Consider the following 18,312-nt stretch of genomic DNA (forward strand, 5'->3'; position numbering starts at 1 on the left):
AATTAGTATGCAAGGGACTTATATCATTTACAAATCTTTCAGATTCTTATTTTTTTCTTTAACATCAACGATGTCGCTAATCTTCAAATAATCGTATAAGACTGCTATCTTGGCTTGATCTGTTATAACTATCGCGACTGTAGATGTGGGCATTCTATTAGGAATACTCCATCTGGATGCAATGTTCGATTTACCACTTTTTATTGCCGATAGCTCATATCCGTCACCCTCTTCAAAGGGATAATCAAAACTATACATCTTTTTGTCTGGTTTCCCATATTTAGTAGATATATCGTCTACAAGAGAGTCGTATTTAGTCAATAATCTCGATTCTTTTGGTTTTAGCATGATTATAGCTCTGTAAAATTGATCTTTATAGAAACTCAATGTTACAAGCTCTGCATCCTCACCCGCAAAGGGGCAATCAGAATAGTAAATTAAAATATTATCACTATCTGCCGTGTCATTAATTATTACCGGATCAGTCAATCCACGTTCTTTTGCTATCTGGGTAATGGCTTGTTTTTGCGTTATTCCATATTTTAAGTTCCATAAACTAAGTTCTTGCGCAGATAATTGCAGTGATAAAAAGAATACTATTCCTAGAATAAAGTTTCTCATTATTATGTATTGTGCATTATAAATCCCGTCTTTTATTCTTAAAAAACTAAGAACAACAGACGGGATAAATTATTCTTAGATTAATTATTTTTTATCCACTCTCTGGCATTCACAAATGCTTCCATCCAAGGAGTTACATCATCCTTGCGATGCTCGAACGGATAGTAGGCATTTTGCCATGGGAACAGAGAGCGTTCTAAGTGAGGCATCATAACTAAATGACGACCATCTGCCGAACAAAGACCAGCTGTATTATAGTCCGAACCATTCGGGTTACCCGGATATTCGTCATAAATATATTTTGCAATAATCTTGTATTCTGATTCAGCTTTAGGCATAGAGAAACGACCTTCGCCATGTGCTACCCAGATACCGATCTTGTTGCCCGAAAGTGAACCTAGCATAACAGATTCGTTTTTAGGAATCTCAACACTTACGTATGTCGATTCGAATTTGTGCGAACTGTTGTGTTCCATTTTCGCTTTCACATCATGTTCGGGATATACAAGTCCCAGTTCCATCATCAACTGACATCCGTTACATACACCCAGACTCAATGTATCTTTACGTTCGTAGTACTTGCGTAAAGTTTCCTTTGCCTTTTCGTTATACATAAAGCTACCCGCCCAGCCTTTAGCCGAACCAAGTACGTCGGAGTTGGAGAATCCACCGCAGAATACAATCAGATTGATATCTTCGAGGGTTTCGCGCCCTGTTGCCAAGTCGGTCATATGTACGTCTTTCACATCGAAACCGGCAAGATATAGCGAGTAAGCCATTTCGCGCTCGCCATTCGTTCCTTTTTCGCGGATAATAGCCGCCTTGATGCCTGTTGGAGCAGTACGGTTCGGGTTAATATCGTATTGAGCGAATCGCCCTGTGAAATTAGGATTGAACTTGAATTGCAACAGCTGCTTCTTGTAATTTTCGAAACGGGCTTTTGCTAAAGTTTCTCCGCTTTGTTTTCTGTCTAGTAAGTATGATGGCTCATACCATACATCGCGCAATTCATCAATATCAAATTCCTGACGGAATTCATCTTTCTGTATAATCAACTTACGTTCTTCGATAGGGCGTGCTACAATAGCAAAGCCAACACCGTAATCATCCAGGATTTTTTCTACCAAATGATGATGTTTCACCTGAACAAGAATACCCGGATTTTCAGCAAATAAGATCTTAATAAGGTCAGTATTGCGAATTTTATCTAAACGTGTATCCAAACCACCTTGCGGATTGGCGAAACACATTTCGAGCATTGTTGTAACCATACCTCCTGCCGACACGTCGTGTCCTGCAAGGATTAGTCCTCTATTGATCAGTTCCTGAACAGCTATAAATGCATTTTTGAAATATTCGCTATCTGTAACTGTTGGTACTTCTTCACCCAATTTACCAAGAGTTTGGGCAAATGCCGAACCACCGAGTTTGAATGTGTCGAACGAGAAATCTATATAGTATAAGTATGTTCCTTTGATATAAGCCAACACTGGTGATACAATCTTACGGATGTTGCTTACTTCGCCTGCTGCCGAAATTATAACAGTTCCCGGAGAATAAACTTTTTCATCGCCATATTTTTGAGTCATCGACAAAGAGTCTTTTCCTGTCGGGATATTGATTCCCAAATCGCATGCAAATTCTGAACAAGCTTCTACTGCTTTGTACAAACGGGCATCTTCACCCGGATTTTTACATGGCCACATCCAGTTGGCACTTAGCGAAATGCTTTTCAGACCTTCGGCCATCGGAGCAAATACTATATTGGTCAACGATTCTGCTATAGCCAATACCGAACCTGCGGCAGGATCTACCATTGCAGCTTGCGGTGCATGACCGATAGATGTTGCTATACCTGCTTTTCCGTGATAGTCTAAAGCCACAGCACCAAGGTCGCTTAGTGGTAGTTGTATTTCACCTTGTGTTTGCTGGCGGGCAACTTTACCTGTTACAGAGCGGTCAACTTTGTTTGTTAACCAGTCTTTAGAAGCAACAGCTTCGAGTTGCAACACATTCTTTATATATTCTTCTAATTTAGAAAGATCGTAATCGGGATTAGAGAACTCTTCTTCTATGGTCGTATCACGCATTATAGTTTGCGGAGCTTTACCGAAGAAATCTTCTAATTTAAGATCGATAGGACGTTTTCCATCTGCTTGTTCGAATACGAACTTCATATCGTTTGTTGTTTCACCTACTACATACATCGGTGAACGCTCACGCGAAGCAATACGCTCTATTCTTTTGGTAGCTTCTTCTGGGATCAATAATCCCATACGTTCCTGACTTTCGTTACCCACAATCTCTTTCGACGATAGGGTAGGGTCACCCACGGGAAGTTTAGATACGTCTATTTTTCCGCCGGTAGTTTCAACCAGTTCCGATAAACAGTTTAAGTGTCCGCCTGCGCCGTGGTCGTGAATAGATACAATCGGATTGTCGTTCGATTCTGCTAGAGCACGTATTACGTTAGCAGTACGTTTTTGCATTTCGGGATTGGCACGTTGTACAGCGTTTAATTCTATACCACTCGAAAATTCGCCTGTGTCTACTGAGGATACTGCTCCACCACCCATACCGATACGGTAATTGTCGCCACCAAGTATAACTACTTTCTCACCGGGTTTAGGTTCGCCTTTTAGCGCATCACGTTTATTAGCATACCCTACACCTCCGGCAAGCATGATTACTTTGTCGAAAGCAAATTTCTTTTGATTCTCTTCGTGTTCGAATGTAAGTAACGAACCGCAGATAAGTGGTTGACCAAATTTGTTTCCAAAATCGGAAGCTCCGTTCGAAGCTTTTATCAGAATTTCCTCTGGTGTTTGGTACAACCAAGGTCTTTCGGGCATTATTTGTTCCCAAGCTTTTCCTGCTTTTGTGCGAGGATAAGAAGTCATATATACTGCTGTTCCTGCAATAGGCAAAGAGGCTTTACCTCCGCCTAAACGGTCACGAATCTCACCACCCGAACCTGTTGCAGCACCATTGAACGGCTCTACGGTAGTAGGGAAGTTATGAGTTTCAGCCTTTACCGAAATCACCGATTTGATTGGCCTTGTTTCGAAATAGCTTGGTTTATCGCCATCTGTCGGTGCAAATTGTTCTATTTCGGGACCATCGTTGAATGCTACGTTATCTTTGTATGCCGAAACCAATTTGTTCGGATTGGTTGCTGCTGTTTTTTTGATTAGTTTAAATAGAGAACTTTCTTTTTCTTCTCCGTCAATGATAAATTTACCATTGAATATTTTGTGTCGGCAATGTTCTGAATTTACTTGCGAGAATCCAAATACTTCACTGTCGGTCAGCTTTCTGCCTAATCTTTTGCTAACATCATTCAGATATTCTATTTCGTCTTCGCTCAATGCTAAGCCTTCTTGCTTATTATATACAGCTATATCATCAATTTCGATAATCGGATCGGGTTGTTTGTCGATGGTAAACATCTCCTGATTCAATCCGTCGTATACCCGCTGAAGCATTGGGTCGTGCGCTGCGTCTTTAGACGATACAGTAAAGAATTCTTCGATACGAAGAATACCTTCAACTCCCATGTTTTGCGTTATTTCTACAGCATTGGTACTCCAAGGTGTGATCATTTCGCGGCGGGGACCAACAAAAAAGCCTGAAACTTTATCAGCTTCAAGCAGGGTTGCACCACTAAATGCCCAAGTGAGGCGCTCGACGAAATCGGCATTGATACTAACTTTTGTCTGAACAGCAATAATGTTCTTTGAAGAGGTCTGAAAGAAAGAAATCATACTTTTATCCAATTAATATAAGCTATTATAAATAGGTAGACAAAGTTAGTGAAAAGAAAGCATAATCTAGGTATGCTAAATTGCGAAAATGTAGAAATTAAAATCTAAATAGAGTTTTGTATGAGGATATAAAATATAGAATTTTTCTTTACAAAAAGTCAGTTAGGCTGTAGATCATATTTATTTGAGAATGGAACGCCATGCAAAGTGTGTATTTTACTTATTTTTGAGTGTTTTACTCATATTTTACTTAGTATTTTACTTATCTTTGCACCGTATTTAATACACAAATTGTTGCAAATAATGTCAAAATATTCAGAATGAAAATAGCAATTGTTGGTACAGGATATGTAGGTTTAGTTACAGGGACTTGTTTCGCCGAAATGGGTACAGATGTTTACTGTGTGGATATCGATCAAAAGAAGATCGATAATCTGAAAAATGGTATTATACCTATTTTCGAACCGGGATTGGATGAAATGGTTGAACGTAACCACAAAGCCGGTCGCTTACATTTTACTACCGATCTTAGTTCGATACTTAATGATGTAGATATAGTTTTTTCTGCCGTGGGAACACCTCCCGATGAGGATGGTAGTGCCGATTTGAAATATGTTTTGGATGTGGCACGCACAGTAGGACGAAACCTGAATAAATATATAGTTGTTGTAACTAAAAGCACTGTGCCGGTAGGTACTGCTAAGTTGGTAAAACAAGCAGTTCAGGAAGAATTGGATAAAAGAGGTAAGTCGGACGTTAAGTTCGATGTGGCATCAAATCCTGAGTTTTTGAAAGAAGGAGCAGCTATTTCAGACTTTATGCAACCCGACCGTGTAGTGGTTGGCTTGGAATCTGACGATGCTAAGAAATTAATAGAGCGCCTGTATAAACCGTTTACACTGAATAATTACCGCATTATATATACTGATATTCCTTCTGCTGAAATGATTAAGTATGCAGCTAATGCAATGCTTGCAACTCGCATCAGCTTTATGAATGAAATTGCTAATCTTTGCGAGATAGTAGGTGCAGATGTGAATATGGTACGTAAAGGTATTGGTTCCGATGCCCGTATTGGTTCTAAATTCCTTTATTCTGGTTGTGGTTATGGTGGAAGCTGTTTCCCGAAAGATGTGAAAGCATTAATCAATACAGCAAAAAAGCAAGGCTACGATATGCGAATATTGGACGCTGTAGAGCGTGTAAACGAATCGCAAAAAAATGTTCTTTTCGAGAAACTGATGAAATACTATGGTGGCGATATAAAAGGAAAGACTATCGCAGTATGGGGATTGGCATTTAAACCGAAGACCGACGATATGCGCGAAGCTCCTGCATTGGTGCTGATCGACAAGATTATAAAGGCCGGAGGAAAGGTTAGAACGTACGATCCGGTAGCAATGGAAGAGGCTAGGCATAAATTGGGCGATACAGTTGTATATGCTAAAGATATATACGATGCGACACTTGATGCTGATGCTATTCTTATGGTTACCGAGTGGAACGAGTTCCGTTTGCCGACATGGGAGGTAATAAAGAAAACGATGAAAAAACCTGTTGTGTTTGACGGACGTAATATCTATAATAAACAAGAAATGATTGAAACAGGTTTCGACTACTTTGGTATAGGAATCTGATAAGATATATTAGGAAAAACAAAAAGCTCGTAGATTTAATCTGCGAGCTTTTTTAATATAAAAAAATAAAATGTGTTTGCATCTGTGGTTGGGAAGTCCGTAATAACGCGGAACGTTAGTGAAAAAAATAATGAACTCTATTGTATTGTGTCTTATTTTATTGTTCAATCCATTTAATGATCTTTTCAGAAAAAGGATCTTCACGAGGAGGTACAAAATCTACAAGCTGACCTTTTTCGTCAACCATGAATTTTTGAAAGTTCCATTCTACTTCGGCATCCATTTTACCATTCTCCGCTTTTTCTGTAAGCCATTTGTAAATAGGTGCTTTGTTGTCGCCTACCACATCTACTTTACTCATCATCGGAAAGGTGACTCCGTAGGTTAGCGAACAGAATTCTTTAATTTGTTCGTTGCTGCCGGGTTCCTGCCCTTTGAAATCGTTGGATGGAAAACCAATTATGACGAAGTTTTTATCTTTATATTGAGTATACAAATTTTGTAATTTCTCATATTGAGGTGTCAGTCCACACTTGGAAGCCACATTTACTACTAAAACCTTTTTTCCTTTAAGTTCTGATAGATTAAAATCTTTTCCGTCTATGTCTTTTACTTTAAAATCGTAAAGAGATTTATTCTGTCCCATTGCTGTTATTGTTGTAAGAGTAAGTAAAAGAATACAAAAAAACTGTTTCATCTGTTCTGCTTTTTATTTTTATATAACGTTCGATACTTCAAGAATGTTTTAATTTTTGTTCAATCTTTTTATTATACTTTAAAATAAATTGAAAATTCCTCGGGAGCAGTATCAATCTCTTTGATTTTTATGTCTTTAAAGAATACCTCTCCAGCTTCACTTTGCAGTTGTATTGCTCCTTCTATGAGCGGTTTCTTTACATCGCCGTCAGTATATGTGAGGTTAGAGAGAGCCATTACTACTTCTCCATTTACAATATAAAGGCTTTTACCTTCATAACAGACTAGTTCTATATCATTCCATTCACCGACAGGTTTGTCTGCACTTTTACGAACGCCGCAAAATCCGCCATTTTCGCTTCCTGTACCTACTGAAAGTAGTTTGCCTTGGGGATCGAAACGTAATAAATCACCTTCTTTTTGTGCCGGTATCTTTACTTGTGAATTACCGATACTCCAATAATCACCGCTACTTTCTTCGATTAATTGAAACTCGTGGCTAAGCATCCAACTTCTCCAGTAATCGACACCTGCTTCTCCCTGCGAATGGTATAGGATACCCGAATCGAGAGGTTCATCTAGTCTGGGCTCCCATTTTTTGTTACCCCATTTCATTTTCAGTTTGAACCGATAGTTTTTATAACTGTTCTTTGTAAACAAGCAGCCATATATTTCTCCGCTAATTCTCAATATGGGGGTTCCTGATTCTTCATTGACTGTAAATACATTTTTAGCATTATTGTCATAGCCGATCGGTTGGATTGTATCGCCTTTAGCATCGACAGGGACACTGCCGTTATATCCATTTTTGATTTCGTAACTGAGATAGGTGCGCCACTGTGACAAATCTTTATCGAGAAGGGAAGTCCATTCGTCTTTTTCTATGCTCTTGCTGGCAGAAAAAGAGATGCCTAATAGAAGAGGCAAGAGTAAAGGAAGAACTTTAAGTCCTGAGCATGTCTTTTTCATTCGAGGTAAGGGTCAGTTAATTTATTATGAGTAAATGCCTTATAAAAGCACTTGTTTGTAAATATAATAAAAAACAGGATATAACCTAAAGCTATATCCTGTTTTCTTTGAAAATGTAAAAATATTACCACATAAGCACAATATGGAATGTTTCGGTATCCGGAGGGATTTGGGTATTAAAGTCAGAATAAGTCAGATAGAACCGTACACCTTTGGGATAAAAATCAAAATCGTAGGTTTGAGTCCATAGGAATTCACCTTGGTTATCAGAGCCACCCTTGTGCAAGACATACGGCAAACCATTTTTAATGTCTTTCTCTGTCTCTATGTAAGCGACTACAGTTCCTTGATTGAAGACAAAGTTATTGAGTTCGGGTAATGACATATCCAGATAATAGTATGAGTTAAGTTCTCCCGGAGCCCCCATCAGTTGCCATTCATTGCTTTGTATTGTAAATGATGTCACATACCAGCTTGTTCCGTAGCCGGGCTCTCCGGGCTCACCTTGTTGGCCTTGTAGTCCCTGCTCACCTTGTTGTCCTGTCAGACCAGTCATACCCATCGGGCCTTCGGGTCCCTCACACGCTGCAAATGTTAGTGCTGTGAATAATAGTATTAATAGCTTTTTCATAACTGTGTAATATTTAGTTTTTCAATAATATATATTTAGCTGTTGGGTTAGCGTCTGCCTCCACTTGTTGATCGGCTTGTCGCTGCTTGTTGTGTTTCTTGTTGTCTGCGACTTTCAGTTTCGCGCCTTTCCCTATCTTGTCTTTCTTGAGTTTCACGTTGCCTGCGGCTTTCAGTCTCTTGTCTTTCTCTTTCCTGTTTGACTTGGTCTTCCCGTTGTCTGCGACTTTCTGCCTCCCGTCTTTCATTATCTTGTCTCTCTTGAACTTCACGTTGCCTGCGGCTTTCAGCTTCTTGCTTTTCTCTTTCCTGTTTGGCTTGGTCTTCCCTTTGTCTGCGACTTTCTGCCTCCCGTCTTTCATTATCTTGTCTCTCTTGAACTTCACGTTGTCTACGGCTTTCAGCTTCTTGCTTTTCTCTTTCCTGTTTGGCTTGGTCTTCCCGTTGTCTACGACTTTCTGTCTCCCGTCTTTCATTATCTTGTCTCTCTTGAACTTCACGTTGTCTGCGGCTTTCAGCTTCTTGCTTTTCTCTTTCTTGTTTGGCTTGGTCTTCTCGTTGTCTTTGATTGTTTGCATCTTGTCTGTCACGGGCTAGTTTTTCTTGTTCTGCCTGTTGCTCTTTCAATCTTTTGTTTCTCGCTTCTTCGGCACTTTTATCAGTTTGTTCCGATGATACTCTTTGAGACGATCTTATCTCGCTGGTTGATGTCGGTCTGCTCGAAGTCTCTGTATTCGGCCTTTGATTCGGACGCGATCCGGTTATATTTTCAGGCTTAGTCGATTCGGGCTTTGGTCTGGAAGATATTCTGATATCTTCAGTTTCCTCCGGTTGGGGAGATACAGGTCTTGTTGGTACTTCCGGTTTCGGTCTCACAGACGGTCTGTTCCCATTCGGCCTTTCGGGAACAATGGGTTTAGTCGGGCGTTCCGGTTTTGGCTTATGAGGAGGTCGTGGTTTATTTGGTCTGTTTAATGGAGGTGTTATCGGATAACTAGGTTGATAGTAATAGTCGTCATAATAATATTGGTTATAATCGTAATAATTATCTGTATATGACGGATAATAGTAATCTTCGTAATATACATCATTGTAATTATTGGGTTGATAATAGTAATAATTGTCCGACTCGTTTACAGCTGGATAATCACTGTCCGATATATAATATTCCGCAACCGAATTGCTTTGAATATCAACAGGAGCGATGGATTTCAAATAAAGAGGAACCGAATTAATAGAAAGGTTATTGCTATTCCTACTCGCATTCGCCTGCAAATCATCATCTGCGGAGTACACTTTTGTTGCATTATCATATAGAGTGGGTTTTTGGTAATAAGAAATAGTATCATCGGCAGTAGTTCTATTTGTGGGGATGGTATCTGCCTGTTCACTCTCTTTGTTTTCGTTTTCCTTATTACTTGTAGCTTCTTTACAACTTAGTTGAAAAGCAAGTAGACCGATTGTCGATAAAAATAGTATCTGTTTCATAGCGGTAAAGTATTAGGTGTTATTTTAGATTTATCTTAGATCGCATATCTTGTATGCTGCTAATCGAAAGACGGGTTTGGGTTATGTTTTCATAATAATAAATTTTAAATGGGTTAATCTTACGCTTTGTTAATAAGACCTGTTGTTTCGATTTTGGTTTAAGGTATATTTAGTTATTATTATGTGTTATAAAACATGGGTCTGATCTTACATTTTGATTTTATTATTCCTAACTTTTAACCATATTTCCACAACTGTGTGTTGACACCTGACACAAAAAGTGAATAACCAAGTCGATAAAGTGCCGATCTTCTTTTTTTATCAAAATATTGCTTGTATTTTTGATTATCGAATACTGAAATTCAAAATCTTATATAATAACTAATACCAGATGAAGAAAAAAGTCTCAAATTTTATTGTCCTGTTTTTGCTGGCTGTTTTTACATGTAATGCCCAAGTCGCAAAAACTCCGGTTGATTATGTCAACCCATATATGGGTAATATCAGCCATCTTTTAGTCCCTACTTATCCTACGGTACACCTACCATTCAGCATGTTGAGGGTATATCCGGAGCGTGCCGATTTTACCAGCGATCAGGTAGCAGGATTGCCGGTTATAGTAACCAGCCATCGTGGAAGTTCGGCATTTAATATCAGCCCTATTAATGGTGGGACGAAAGATATTCCTGCTGTGAAATCATATTCTTATGATAACGAAAAGATTACACCTTACAGATATTCCGTTTATCTGGATGACGAACATGTAACAGCCGATTTTGCACCATCGCATCAGGCAGCTGTATATAGTATCGACTTCGAAAAAGCAGGTGACAATATGTTGGTTGTGAATACCCGCAACGGAAAGCTCGATTTTGACGGCTCGGTATTATCAGGCTATCAGATAATAAATAGGAACGGTACAAAAGTGTATCTGTATCTCGAAACCCAACAGAAAGTAGAGAAAGCAGGTAGCATAGCTAATAATACAATCGATTATAAAACGAAATCGGTAGATGGAAAAAATCAGGCGATAGCTTTGGTGTTTAAAGACAAGCAAATAAATGTGCGCTATGGTATCTCTTTTATCAGCAGCGAGCAGGCTAAGAAAAACCTGAAGAGAGAGATCAATACATATAGTGTAGATGAGATAGCTCAAGTGGCACGTACTAAATGGAATGAAGTATTGGGTAAAATTATGGTTGAGGGAGATGATCTTGACCATAAGACAATATTCTATACATCATTGTACAGAACATACGAGCGTATGATAAATATTTCGGAAGATGGAAACTATTACAGTGCATTTACTAATACTGTGAAAAGTGATGAGGGCACTCCTTTCTATACTGACGATTGGATTTGGGACACTTACCGTGCTACCCATCCTCTACGTGTACTTATCGAAGCAGATGCCGAAAATGATATGGTCAGTTCATATATCCGTATGGCGCAACAAACCAAAGAGGGCTGGATGCCAACCTTCCCCGAAGTAACAGGCGACAGCCACCGTATGAACGGCAATCATGCTGTTGCAGTAGTGTGGGATGCATATTGTAAAGGGCTTAGAGGATATGATTTAGAAGCGGCTTATAAAGCTTGTAAAGGTGCGATGACAGAAAAGTCGTGGTTGCCTTGGACACGTATTCCTAATACTGAATGGGAAGCGTTTTATGAAAAGAACGGATATTTCCCTGCTTTGAAAGTCGGAGAAAAAGAATATATAAAAGGTGCTCATTCGTGGGAGAAAAGACAGCCTGTTGCTGTGACTCTTGGTGCTTGCTACGATGATTGGTGCTTGGCACAAATAGCTAAACAATTGGGCAAGACAGACGATTATAAATATTTCTTGAATCGTTCGTATAACTATCGTAACCTATACAATGCTCAGACAGCATTCTTTCATCCGAAAGATAGTGACGGCAATTTTATAGAGCCTTTCGATTACCGCTATTCAGGTGGTATGGGAGCAAGAGACTATTATTCAGAAAATAATGCTTATGTATATCGTTGGGATGTGCCTCACAATCCTGCCGATCTGATCAGCTTGATGGGTTCACCTAAAAACTTTGTGGACAATCTGAACCAAACATTCAGAGAACCATTAGGTAAAAGCAAATTTGAATTCTATGCACAATTACCCGATCATACAGGAAACGTAGGTCAGTTTTCTATGGCTAACGAACCTTCATTGCATATCCCGTATTTGTACAATTATGCCGGTCAGCCATGGATGACTCAAAAGAGAATCAGAACATTGCTTAAAGAATGGTTCCGCAACGATCTTATGGGCGTTCCAGGTGATGAAGACGGTGGTGGTACATCGGCTTTCGTTGTATTCTCGGCAATGGGATTTTATCCTGTGACTCCGGGTTCGCCAACTTATAATATCGGCAGTCCGTTGTTTAAGAATGCTAAGATGACAATGAGTAATGGTAAGGTTTTCGAAGTGGAAGCTGTAAACTGCTCTGATGAAAACAAGTATATTCAATCGGCAACATTGAATGGTAAGACATGGGATAAACCTTGGTTCAGCCATAGCGATATAGCTAATGGTGGAAAGCTCGTTCTTATAATGGGAAATAAAGCAAATACCAAATGGGGTGCAGCACCGGAAAATGTTCCTCCATCGGCAGAGAAACTTTAATATTCTTTTAAATCTAATGCTATGAAAAAACTATTATATATAGGTATATTGTTTCTTCTCTCGTGTTCTCTTTTTGCACAGAAGAATATAGAAAATACCTATCGCAATCCTGTCATATCTGGTGACTTTCCCGATCCTACGGTGATTCGTGTAGGTGAGGATTATTATGCTGCGGGAACAACATCCGATTTTGCACCCAGTTATCCACTGTATCATTCCAAAGATCTAGTCAATTGGGATAGAATAGGAAGTGTTTTCACCGATCCTCCTGCATGGATAAAAGGCGATTGCTGGGCACCCGAACTGTTTTATAACGATGGTACTTTCTATGTATATTATACAGCCCGACGAAAGAGTGATAATATCACATGTATAGGCGTTGCCACTACGAAAGATATTACCAAAGGCTTTACCGATCATGGTATAATCGTCGATTGGGGCAAGGAGGCTATTGATGCTTATATCAACAAAGACGATGATGGTAAACTCTATATTACATGGAAGGCTTATGGCTTGGATGATAGGCCTATCGAGTTACTTGGTTCGGAACTAAGTGCGGATGGTTTATCATTAGTCGGAGAACCTTTTAGTATATCATTACCTAGTAAAGGATGGATAGAAAGAGGGGACGAAGGACAATGTATTGTGAAGCACAACGGATATTACTATATGCTATACTCGATAGGCGGATGCTGCGATTTCAGATGTGATTACCGTGTGCATGTAGCCCGTTCTAAATCGCTAAAGGGCGATTGGGAACAATACGAGCCTAACCCTATATTAGAAGGCGGCGATTTGTGGAATTGTTCGGGGCACGGTACGCTGGTACAAACACCCGACGGACGATATTTCTACTTATATCACGCTTATCAAACCTACGATTTTGATTTTGTAGGCAGACAAGGTTTACTAGACGAAATGCTTTGGGATGAGACTACGGGATGGCCTTATTTCAAACATGGCAATACGCCTTCTGCCCAAGCGCCGGTTCCATTCGAAGGGACAGTGCAAAAAAGAGAGTATCAGTTTCACGATAATTTCACAACTGCCTCCAACGATCAATATTGGTTGTGGGATATGAATTTGCCTAAGCCCGAAATCATAAAAGGAAATGATAAGATGACTATGCGTGTGACCGAAAATAACAACATGGTATTCAGAGGAATCAATCCCAAAACAGGAAATTATGTGATGCAAACAGAAGTCGAAAATGCAGGAGCCAATCTCAAAGGGCTTGCTGTTTATGGTAATAAGGATAACCTCTTTGTATGGGGTGTGAGCGGATCGTCTGTTAAACTATATAAGTATGTAAAAGGTGTAAAGACCGAATTATTTTCGAAGCAAGTGGACGCTAAAAAAGTAGTTTTGAAAGTACAATCTGTCAATGCCCGATCATTCCGTTTCTCTTGGTCGGTAGATTCTAAAGATTGGACTTCATTTCCCGAAGGTAACAGTGTCGTAGATGGCGGCTTCTTGCCTCAATGGGGTAAAGGTGTGCGCGTTGGTTTGTTTGTGAATAGCGAGAATGGAAATGATAAGGGTATATTCTCTTACTTTACCATAGATAATAAATTTTAAGGACTTATATAAATTTGATATAAAAAGGGCTGCTCATTAAGAGTAGCCCTTTCTATGTTATATATTAATGAATATTATTTCTTATCATCATTCTTAGCAAATAATATTTCATTCGTTCTGGATTCAGTCATTCCTAAATTCAATAGTTTTCGTTGTATATCTAGTTTTTGTACATGCAGATTTTTAGATCCTGCCATATCTCCTAATATAATAGACATTTCCTTTTTGCTGTATTTGCAATAGGAAAGCATAATGATAAGTAATTCTTTTTCATTCAACAGTTCGATAGCTTGCTCACCAAAAGGTTCTTTTTTCAGAAAATCTTTCGCATTTTCTATTAGTTGTTGATTTGTCTTCCCTTTTACGTTTTCAACCATTTTTCTGATTCTTAGATATATAGTTGGTTCTTCTTTCACTCCCAAGTCAAGAGCTAAAGATTTAACTTCGTCTTCTATACCTGCCCATTCTGTTATAATATTGTGATAGATGCTTTGTAGAAATAACAGATTCTCAAGTTTTTGTTCAAGTAATTTATTCTTTTCTACTTCCTGTGCATGTTTCAAGCGGTTGTTTCTATTTCTGAACCAAGTTATCAATACAATCAGTATGGCTACAGATATGCCGATAGACATATAAAGGTATGAGCGTATTTGTAAACTCTCTAACTCTTTTTCTCGTAGAGACATCTGGTATTTTTTCTCTATCTCTATTAGCTTTTGAGAATTATTGGCTTCTGTTATTCTATTTCTAATTTCCTCTTCTAATTTATTATAATATTCAGCTTTCTGTTCATTCCCAGATTGTCTGTTATATGTAGAAAGAGAGCCATAAGCGCTTAAAAGAGTTTTGTTATTTTTTATCTCAGCTAATCGATCTTCCATAAGATCGATGTAGTACTTTGAAGAATCCAGTTGGTTTTTTTTATTATATAGTTTTGACAGATTGAGATATATACGTAAAGAATCATTTGAGTTAGATGTTTGCTCAAGCGATTTGAGAAAATAGGCTGCTGCTTTATTATAGTCTTCCATTCTTCGGAAAACAACACCAATGTTGGATGTTGCTATAGCTTGAGATGGTCTGTCGTTGAGTTTATTCGCTATCTCTAAACTTTTATCGAAATAGAAGTAAGCACTATCTAAATTATCAATAGCTTCGTAGGCACGACCAATTAAATTCGTTACTTGTCCTTGTAATTGACCTGTATTTTGTTCTTTATTATAATAAATAAGAGCTTCATTGTAACGGAGAATAGCGCTGTCCATAACGTTTCGGTCAAAGTATAGATTACCTATAGCATGCAGGCTTTTTCCGATTAATTTATTGTTATTACTTTTTCTGGCTGATTCACTTGCTTTTAAGAAGCATTCCAACGATTTGTCATACACTTGTTTATCATAGTAGACAATACCTGCGTAATAATTTGCTAAAGGAGTATAATAGGTATTGTTTTGTAAATTAAAATGTTTTTGAGCCTCAAATATTAGAGTGTCCTCTATCATGTCGTGATCCATTTTGAACCTTGCTTCAACATAAGTAGTAACAAACTTCATGTAGTCATCTTTATCCATGTTCTCTGGATTATTTATAGAGTCAAGCAAAATAAGAGCATCGCTAGGATTATTTTCTACTATTGCTAAAGCTTCATCTAATAAATTGCTAGGATTATTATTCTTTTCGCATGCAAAGAGACAACCCAATATTATTAGAAAAAAATATTTTACTTTTATTAATTCTGATATCTTCATAAAATATATATGGAATTATAAAAGGTTCAGAATATATACACTAAACCTTTTATAATTCAAAAAAATCTGATTACAAGATTATTTTAGAGTATAATTTATACTATCGCTTTTTATTTTTTCAGTCGAGTCTATCTCTGTGGCTTTTGAACTATTAGAAGGGGGGCGAGTGCCACCACCAGTATCTCCATCATCCATCTCGTCTGTTTGAGAACAAGATGTACTAGCAACAATAATTCCTGCAACAAAAATAGTTGACAAAATAATTCTTTTAATTTTCATAATGTAATAGTGATTTTAATGAGATGTGTCAGATAAATTCCAGATAATAAAAAAAAGTTGTATGTATTTTGTTATATTTAATTTAATAAACACTGCAATATTAATAAAAAACAATGAGTTGTGACGTCTTTTATGCCACTATTCGATTCTGATAAAGTGATTTTATAGTAAAAATAGTAGAAAATATCTTAAGCTAGTGATATTCTGGGGTCTAAATATATGGATTTGATATATTTTCTGTGTTGGCTTAGCTCCCTATTATGTGGATAAAGAGTTCTTATCTCCATTTTTAGAAAACAGTATCTCATTAGTTCTGCTCTCAGACATACCTGCATTTAATAACTTTCGTTGTATATCCAACTTTTGCACATGCAGATTTTTTGAACCTGCCATGTCACCCAATATAAGAGTCATTTCTTTTTTGCTATAACCACAGAACGAAAGCATACTGATCAACAATTCCTTATCACTCAATGCAGCAATAGCCTGCTCGCCAAAAGGTTCTTTTTTAAGATAATCTTTTGCATTTTCTATGAGTTGTCTGTTTGTCTTTGTTTTCACCTCTTCGACCATCTTCCTTATTCTTCCATATATCGACGGTTCTTCTTGTGCGCCAAACTCAATAGCGAGTGATTTTACTTCTTCTTCGATGCTTACCCATTCTGTTATAATGTGCTGATAAATGCTTTGAAGGAACAATAGATTTTCGAGTTTCTGCTCAAGTAGTTTATTCTTCTCTATTTGCTGTGCATGTTTTAAGCGGTTGCTTTTATTTCTGAACCAGGTTATCAGTACAATTAATATAGTAACAGATATGCCGATAGATATATAAAGATATGAAAGTATTTGTAAACGCTCCAATTCTTTTTTCCGAAGAGACAAAGACACTTGATACTTCTTTTCTATCTCTAATAGTTTTTGTGAATTATTGGCCTCCGTTATTCTCTGCTCAACCTGTTTCTGCAATGCACTGTAATATTGTGCTTTTTGCTCATTACCTATTTCTTTATAACATTTGGAAAGAGTTTCATAAGCCTTTTTTATCATGTGGTTATCTGAAATGAGAGATAGCCTATCTTTCATTAAATTACTATAATATATTGCTGAATCGGTTTGATTATTTTCATTATATAATCTTGAAAAGTTGAGATATATCCTTGCAGAGTCAGCTGGATCCGAGGTTATTGTTAGAGCTTTATGATAATAATCTACTGCTTTGTTATATTCTTTCATCCCATGGTATGCCACTCCTATATTAGAAATAGCAATAGACTCAAGAGGTTTATTGTTAATTTTATTTGCAATTTTAAAACTTTTATCGAAATAAAAAAGAGCGCTGTCATATATGCAAATTGCATCGTAAGCACGGCCTATTAAATTAAGTGTTTGCGCCTGGAATGGTTCAGCATTGTCGCTTTTGTTGTAATAATCTAAAGCTTGTCGTGCACGAACGATGCTACTGTCCATGATACTCCTTTCAAAATACGAAAAGCCTATATTATGTAAACTTTTTCCTATTAATATATTATTATTGGATTGTCTGGCATCGGTTTCAGCCTGTAAGAATGCCTTCATAGCCTCATCGTGCATTTGTTTTTTTTGATAGACACGGCCTGCATAGAAATTAGCTAATGCTGCTTTCTGTGGATTTTTTGTATCATTGAAATATTTTTGCGCTTTGATAATAAGGCTGTCATTAGTTACATCTTGATTCGCAATAAGTTTGGCCTGAGTCAACGTTACAATATATTGCATATAACTGTCTCTATCCATGTCTTTAGGATTGTGAATAGAATCTAACAAATTAAGCGCATCTACAGGCTTAGTTTCAACAATATTTTGTGCTTGTGCGAGTAGATCAACAGAACGATCGGCTTTTTTGCATGAAAATAAAGAGCTTAGAACTAATAATAAAAAGCAGCTTATTTTTGCACATACAGAAGTTTTCATAGACAAAGTTTTTAAGATATATATTTAACTTAGAGCCACATCTTAATTGTATATAAATCTACTCAAGTTCGAGGTTGAGTTGATTGATGCTATCATTTTTGCTATTTGCTGGTAATTCTGTTTTTTTCTCTTTTAATGCACTATTTAGAGGACCGCCACCCGCTACCACTCCTTCCATTTCGTTTTCCTGAGAACAAGAGCTATTGCAAAGTACTATACCAATAATAAAAGCAACTGTTAAAAAAAGTCTTTTCATTTTCATAATATTCAAGTTAGTTTAATAAATATATTAGGTAAGATTGTTTAAG

Annotated in this window: 13 protein-coding genes; 3 read left to right on the top strand and 10 right to left on the bottom strand. The window is 37.6% G+C overall.

The features are described from left to right. Window positions 1–27: 27 nt before the first annotated feature. Complete coding sequence (locus G7Y56_RS05690) at window positions 28–621, bottom strand: hypothetical protein (protein WP_165041814.1); 594 nt, start codon at window positions 619–621, stop codon at window positions 28–30. 80 nt (window positions 622–701) lie between these two features. Next, window positions 702–4,385 carry a phosphoribosylformylglycinamidine synthase gene (purL, locus tag G7Y56_RS05695; protein ID WP_165041816.1) on the bottom strand — a complete coding sequence of 1,228 codons (3,684 nt, stop codon included), beginning with the start codon at window positions 4,383–4,385 and terminating at the stop codon, window positions 702–704. A gap of 320 nt (window positions 4,386–4,705) precedes the next feature. On the opposite strand from purL, the gene G7Y56_RS05700 reads away from it, so the two are divergent. Then, window positions 4,706–6,022: a UDP-glucose/GDP-mannose dehydrogenase family protein gene (locus G7Y56_RS05700; protein WP_165022546.1), complete on the top strand. Its 1,317-nt coding sequence runs from the start codon at window positions 4,706–4,708 to the stop codon at window positions 6,020–6,022. Window positions 6,023–6,179: 157 nt separating this feature from the next. On the opposite strand, the gene G7Y56_RS05705 is transcribed toward G7Y56_RS05700, so the two are convergent. From G7Y56_RS05705 to G7Y56_RS05720, 4 genes are all read right to left on the bottom strand, one after another. Beyond that, a complete protein-coding gene (locus tag G7Y56_RS05705) occupies window positions 6,180–6,719 on the bottom strand; it encodes a glutathione peroxidase (protein WP_165041818.1) in 540 nt (179 codons plus the stop codon). A gap of 71 nt (window positions 6,720–6,790) precedes the next feature. Further along, entirely contained in the window at window positions 6,791–7,687 is an 897-nt protein-coding gene (locus G7Y56_RS05710) for a DUF1080 domain-containing protein (RefSeq protein ID WP_165041820.1), read from the bottom strand. A 124-nt stretch (window positions 7,688–7,811) separates the two neighbouring features. Beyond that, the gene (locus G7Y56_RS05715) at window positions 7,812–8,318 is read right to left on the bottom strand and encodes a hypothetical protein (RefSeq protein ID WP_165041822.1); all 507 of its coding nucleotides are present in this window, start codon (window positions 8,316–8,318) and stop codon (window positions 7,812–7,814) included. Between the two features lie 47 nt (window positions 8,319–8,365). Continuing rightward, complete coding sequence (locus tag G7Y56_RS05720; RefSeq protein WP_165041824.1) at window positions 8,366–9,805, bottom strand: hypothetical protein; 1,440 nt, start codon at window positions 9,803–9,805, stop codon at window positions 8,366–8,368. A 391-nt stretch (window positions 9,806–10,196) separates the two neighbouring features. On the opposite strand from G7Y56_RS05720, the gene G7Y56_RS05725 reads away from it, so the two are divergent. Both G7Y56_RS05725 and G7Y56_RS05730 read left to right on the top strand, forming a co-directional pair. Next, a complete protein-coding gene (locus G7Y56_RS05725; protein ID WP_165041826.1) occupies window positions 10,197–12,449 on the top strand; it encodes a GH92 family glycosyl hydrolase in 2,253 nt (750 codons plus the stop codon). A 21-nt stretch (window positions 12,450–12,470) separates the two neighbouring features. Further along, window positions 12,471–14,027: a family 43 glycosylhydrolase gene (locus G7Y56_RS05730; RefSeq protein WP_165041828.1), complete on the top strand. Its 1,557-nt coding sequence runs from the start codon at window positions 12,471–12,473 to the stop codon at window positions 14,025–14,027. 74 nt (window positions 14,028–14,101) lie between these two features. On the opposite strand, the gene G7Y56_RS05735 is transcribed toward G7Y56_RS05730, so the two are convergent. From G7Y56_RS05735 to G7Y56_RS05750, 4 genes are all read right to left on the bottom strand, one after another. Further along, a complete protein-coding gene (locus G7Y56_RS05735) occupies window positions 14,102–15,775 on the bottom strand; it encodes a tetratricopeptide repeat protein (protein WP_165041830.1) in 1,674 nt (557 codons plus the stop codon). 78 nt (window positions 15,776–15,853) lie between these two features. Continuing rightward, a complete protein-coding gene (locus tag G7Y56_RS05740) occupies window positions 15,854–16,054 on the bottom strand; it encodes a hypothetical protein (protein ID WP_165041832.1) in 201 nt (66 codons plus the stop codon). A 258-nt stretch (window positions 16,055–16,312) separates the two neighbouring features. Next, the gene (locus tag G7Y56_RS05745) at window positions 16,313–18,004 is read right to left on the bottom strand and encodes a tetratricopeptide repeat protein (RefSeq protein WP_165041834.1); all 1,692 of its coding nucleotides are present in this window, start codon (window positions 18,002–18,004) and stop codon (window positions 16,313–16,315) included. A gap of 58 nt (window positions 18,005–18,062) precedes the next feature. Then, window positions 18,063–18,266: a hypothetical protein gene (locus tag G7Y56_RS05750; protein ID WP_165041836.1), complete on the bottom strand. Its 204-nt coding sequence runs from the start codon at window positions 18,264–18,266 to the stop codon at window positions 18,063–18,065. Window positions 18,267–18,312 lie beyond the last annotated feature (46 nt).

This window comes from Dysgonomonas sp. ZJ709 (genome assembly GCF_011039195.1).
Lineage (GTDB): Bacteria > Bacteroidota > Bacteroidia > Bacteroidales > Dysgonomonadaceae > Dysgonomonas.

What these genes read in the sequence shown, in the direction of transcription:
- G7Y56_RS05725 (WP_165041826.1), top strand. Translation starts at nt 10,197, where the DNA reads ATGAAGAAAAAAGTCTCAAATTTTATTGTCCTGTTTTTGCTGGCTGTT.
- G7Y56_RS05720 (WP_165041824.1), bottom strand. Translation starts at nt 9,805, where the DNA reads ATGAAACAGATACTATTTTTATCGACAATCGGTCTACTTGCTTTTCAA.
- G7Y56_RS05750 (WP_165041836.1), bottom strand. Translation starts at nt 18,266, where the DNA reads ATGAAAATGAAAAGACTTTTTTTAACAGTTGCTTTTATTATTGGTATA.
- G7Y56_RS05700 (WP_165022546.1), top strand. Translation starts at nt 4,706, where the DNA reads ATGAAAATAGCAATTGTTGGTACAGGATATGTAGGTTTAGTTACAGGG.
- G7Y56_RS05705 (WP_165041818.1), bottom strand. Translation starts at nt 6,719, where the DNA reads ATGAAACAGTTTTTTTGTATTCTTTTACTTACTCTTACAACAATAACA.
- G7Y56_RS05735 (WP_165041830.1), bottom strand. Translation starts at nt 15,775, where the DNA reads ATGAAGATATCAGAATTAATAAAAGTAAAATATTTTTTTCTAATAATA.
- purL (WP_165041816.1), bottom strand. Translation starts at nt 4,385, where the DNA reads ATGATTTCTTTCTTTCAGACCTCTTCAAAGAACATTATTGCTGTTCAG.
- G7Y56_RS05745 (WP_165041834.1), bottom strand. Translation starts at nt 18,004, where the DNA reads ATGAAAACTTCTGTATGTGCAAAAATAAGCTGCTTTTTATTATTAGTT.
- G7Y56_RS05690 (WP_165041814.1), bottom strand. Translation starts at nt 621, where the DNA reads ATGAGAAACTTTATTCTAGGAATAGTATTCTTTTTATCACTGCAATTA.
- G7Y56_RS05730 (WP_165041828.1), top strand. Translation starts at nt 12,471, where the DNA reads ATGAAAAAACTATTATATATAGGTATATTGTTTCTTCTCTCGTGTTCT.
- G7Y56_RS05715 (WP_165041822.1), bottom strand. Translation starts at nt 8,318, where the DNA reads ATGAAAAAGCTATTAATACTATTATTCACAGCACTAACATTTGCAGCG.
- G7Y56_RS05710 (WP_165041820.1), bottom strand. Translation starts at nt 7,687, where the DNA reads ATGAAAAAGACATGCTCAGGACTTAAAGTTCTTCCTTTACTCTTGCCT.
- G7Y56_RS05740 (WP_165041832.1), bottom strand. Translation starts at nt 16,054, where the DNA reads ATGAAAATTAAAAGAATTATTTTGTCAACTATTTTTGTTGCAGGAATT.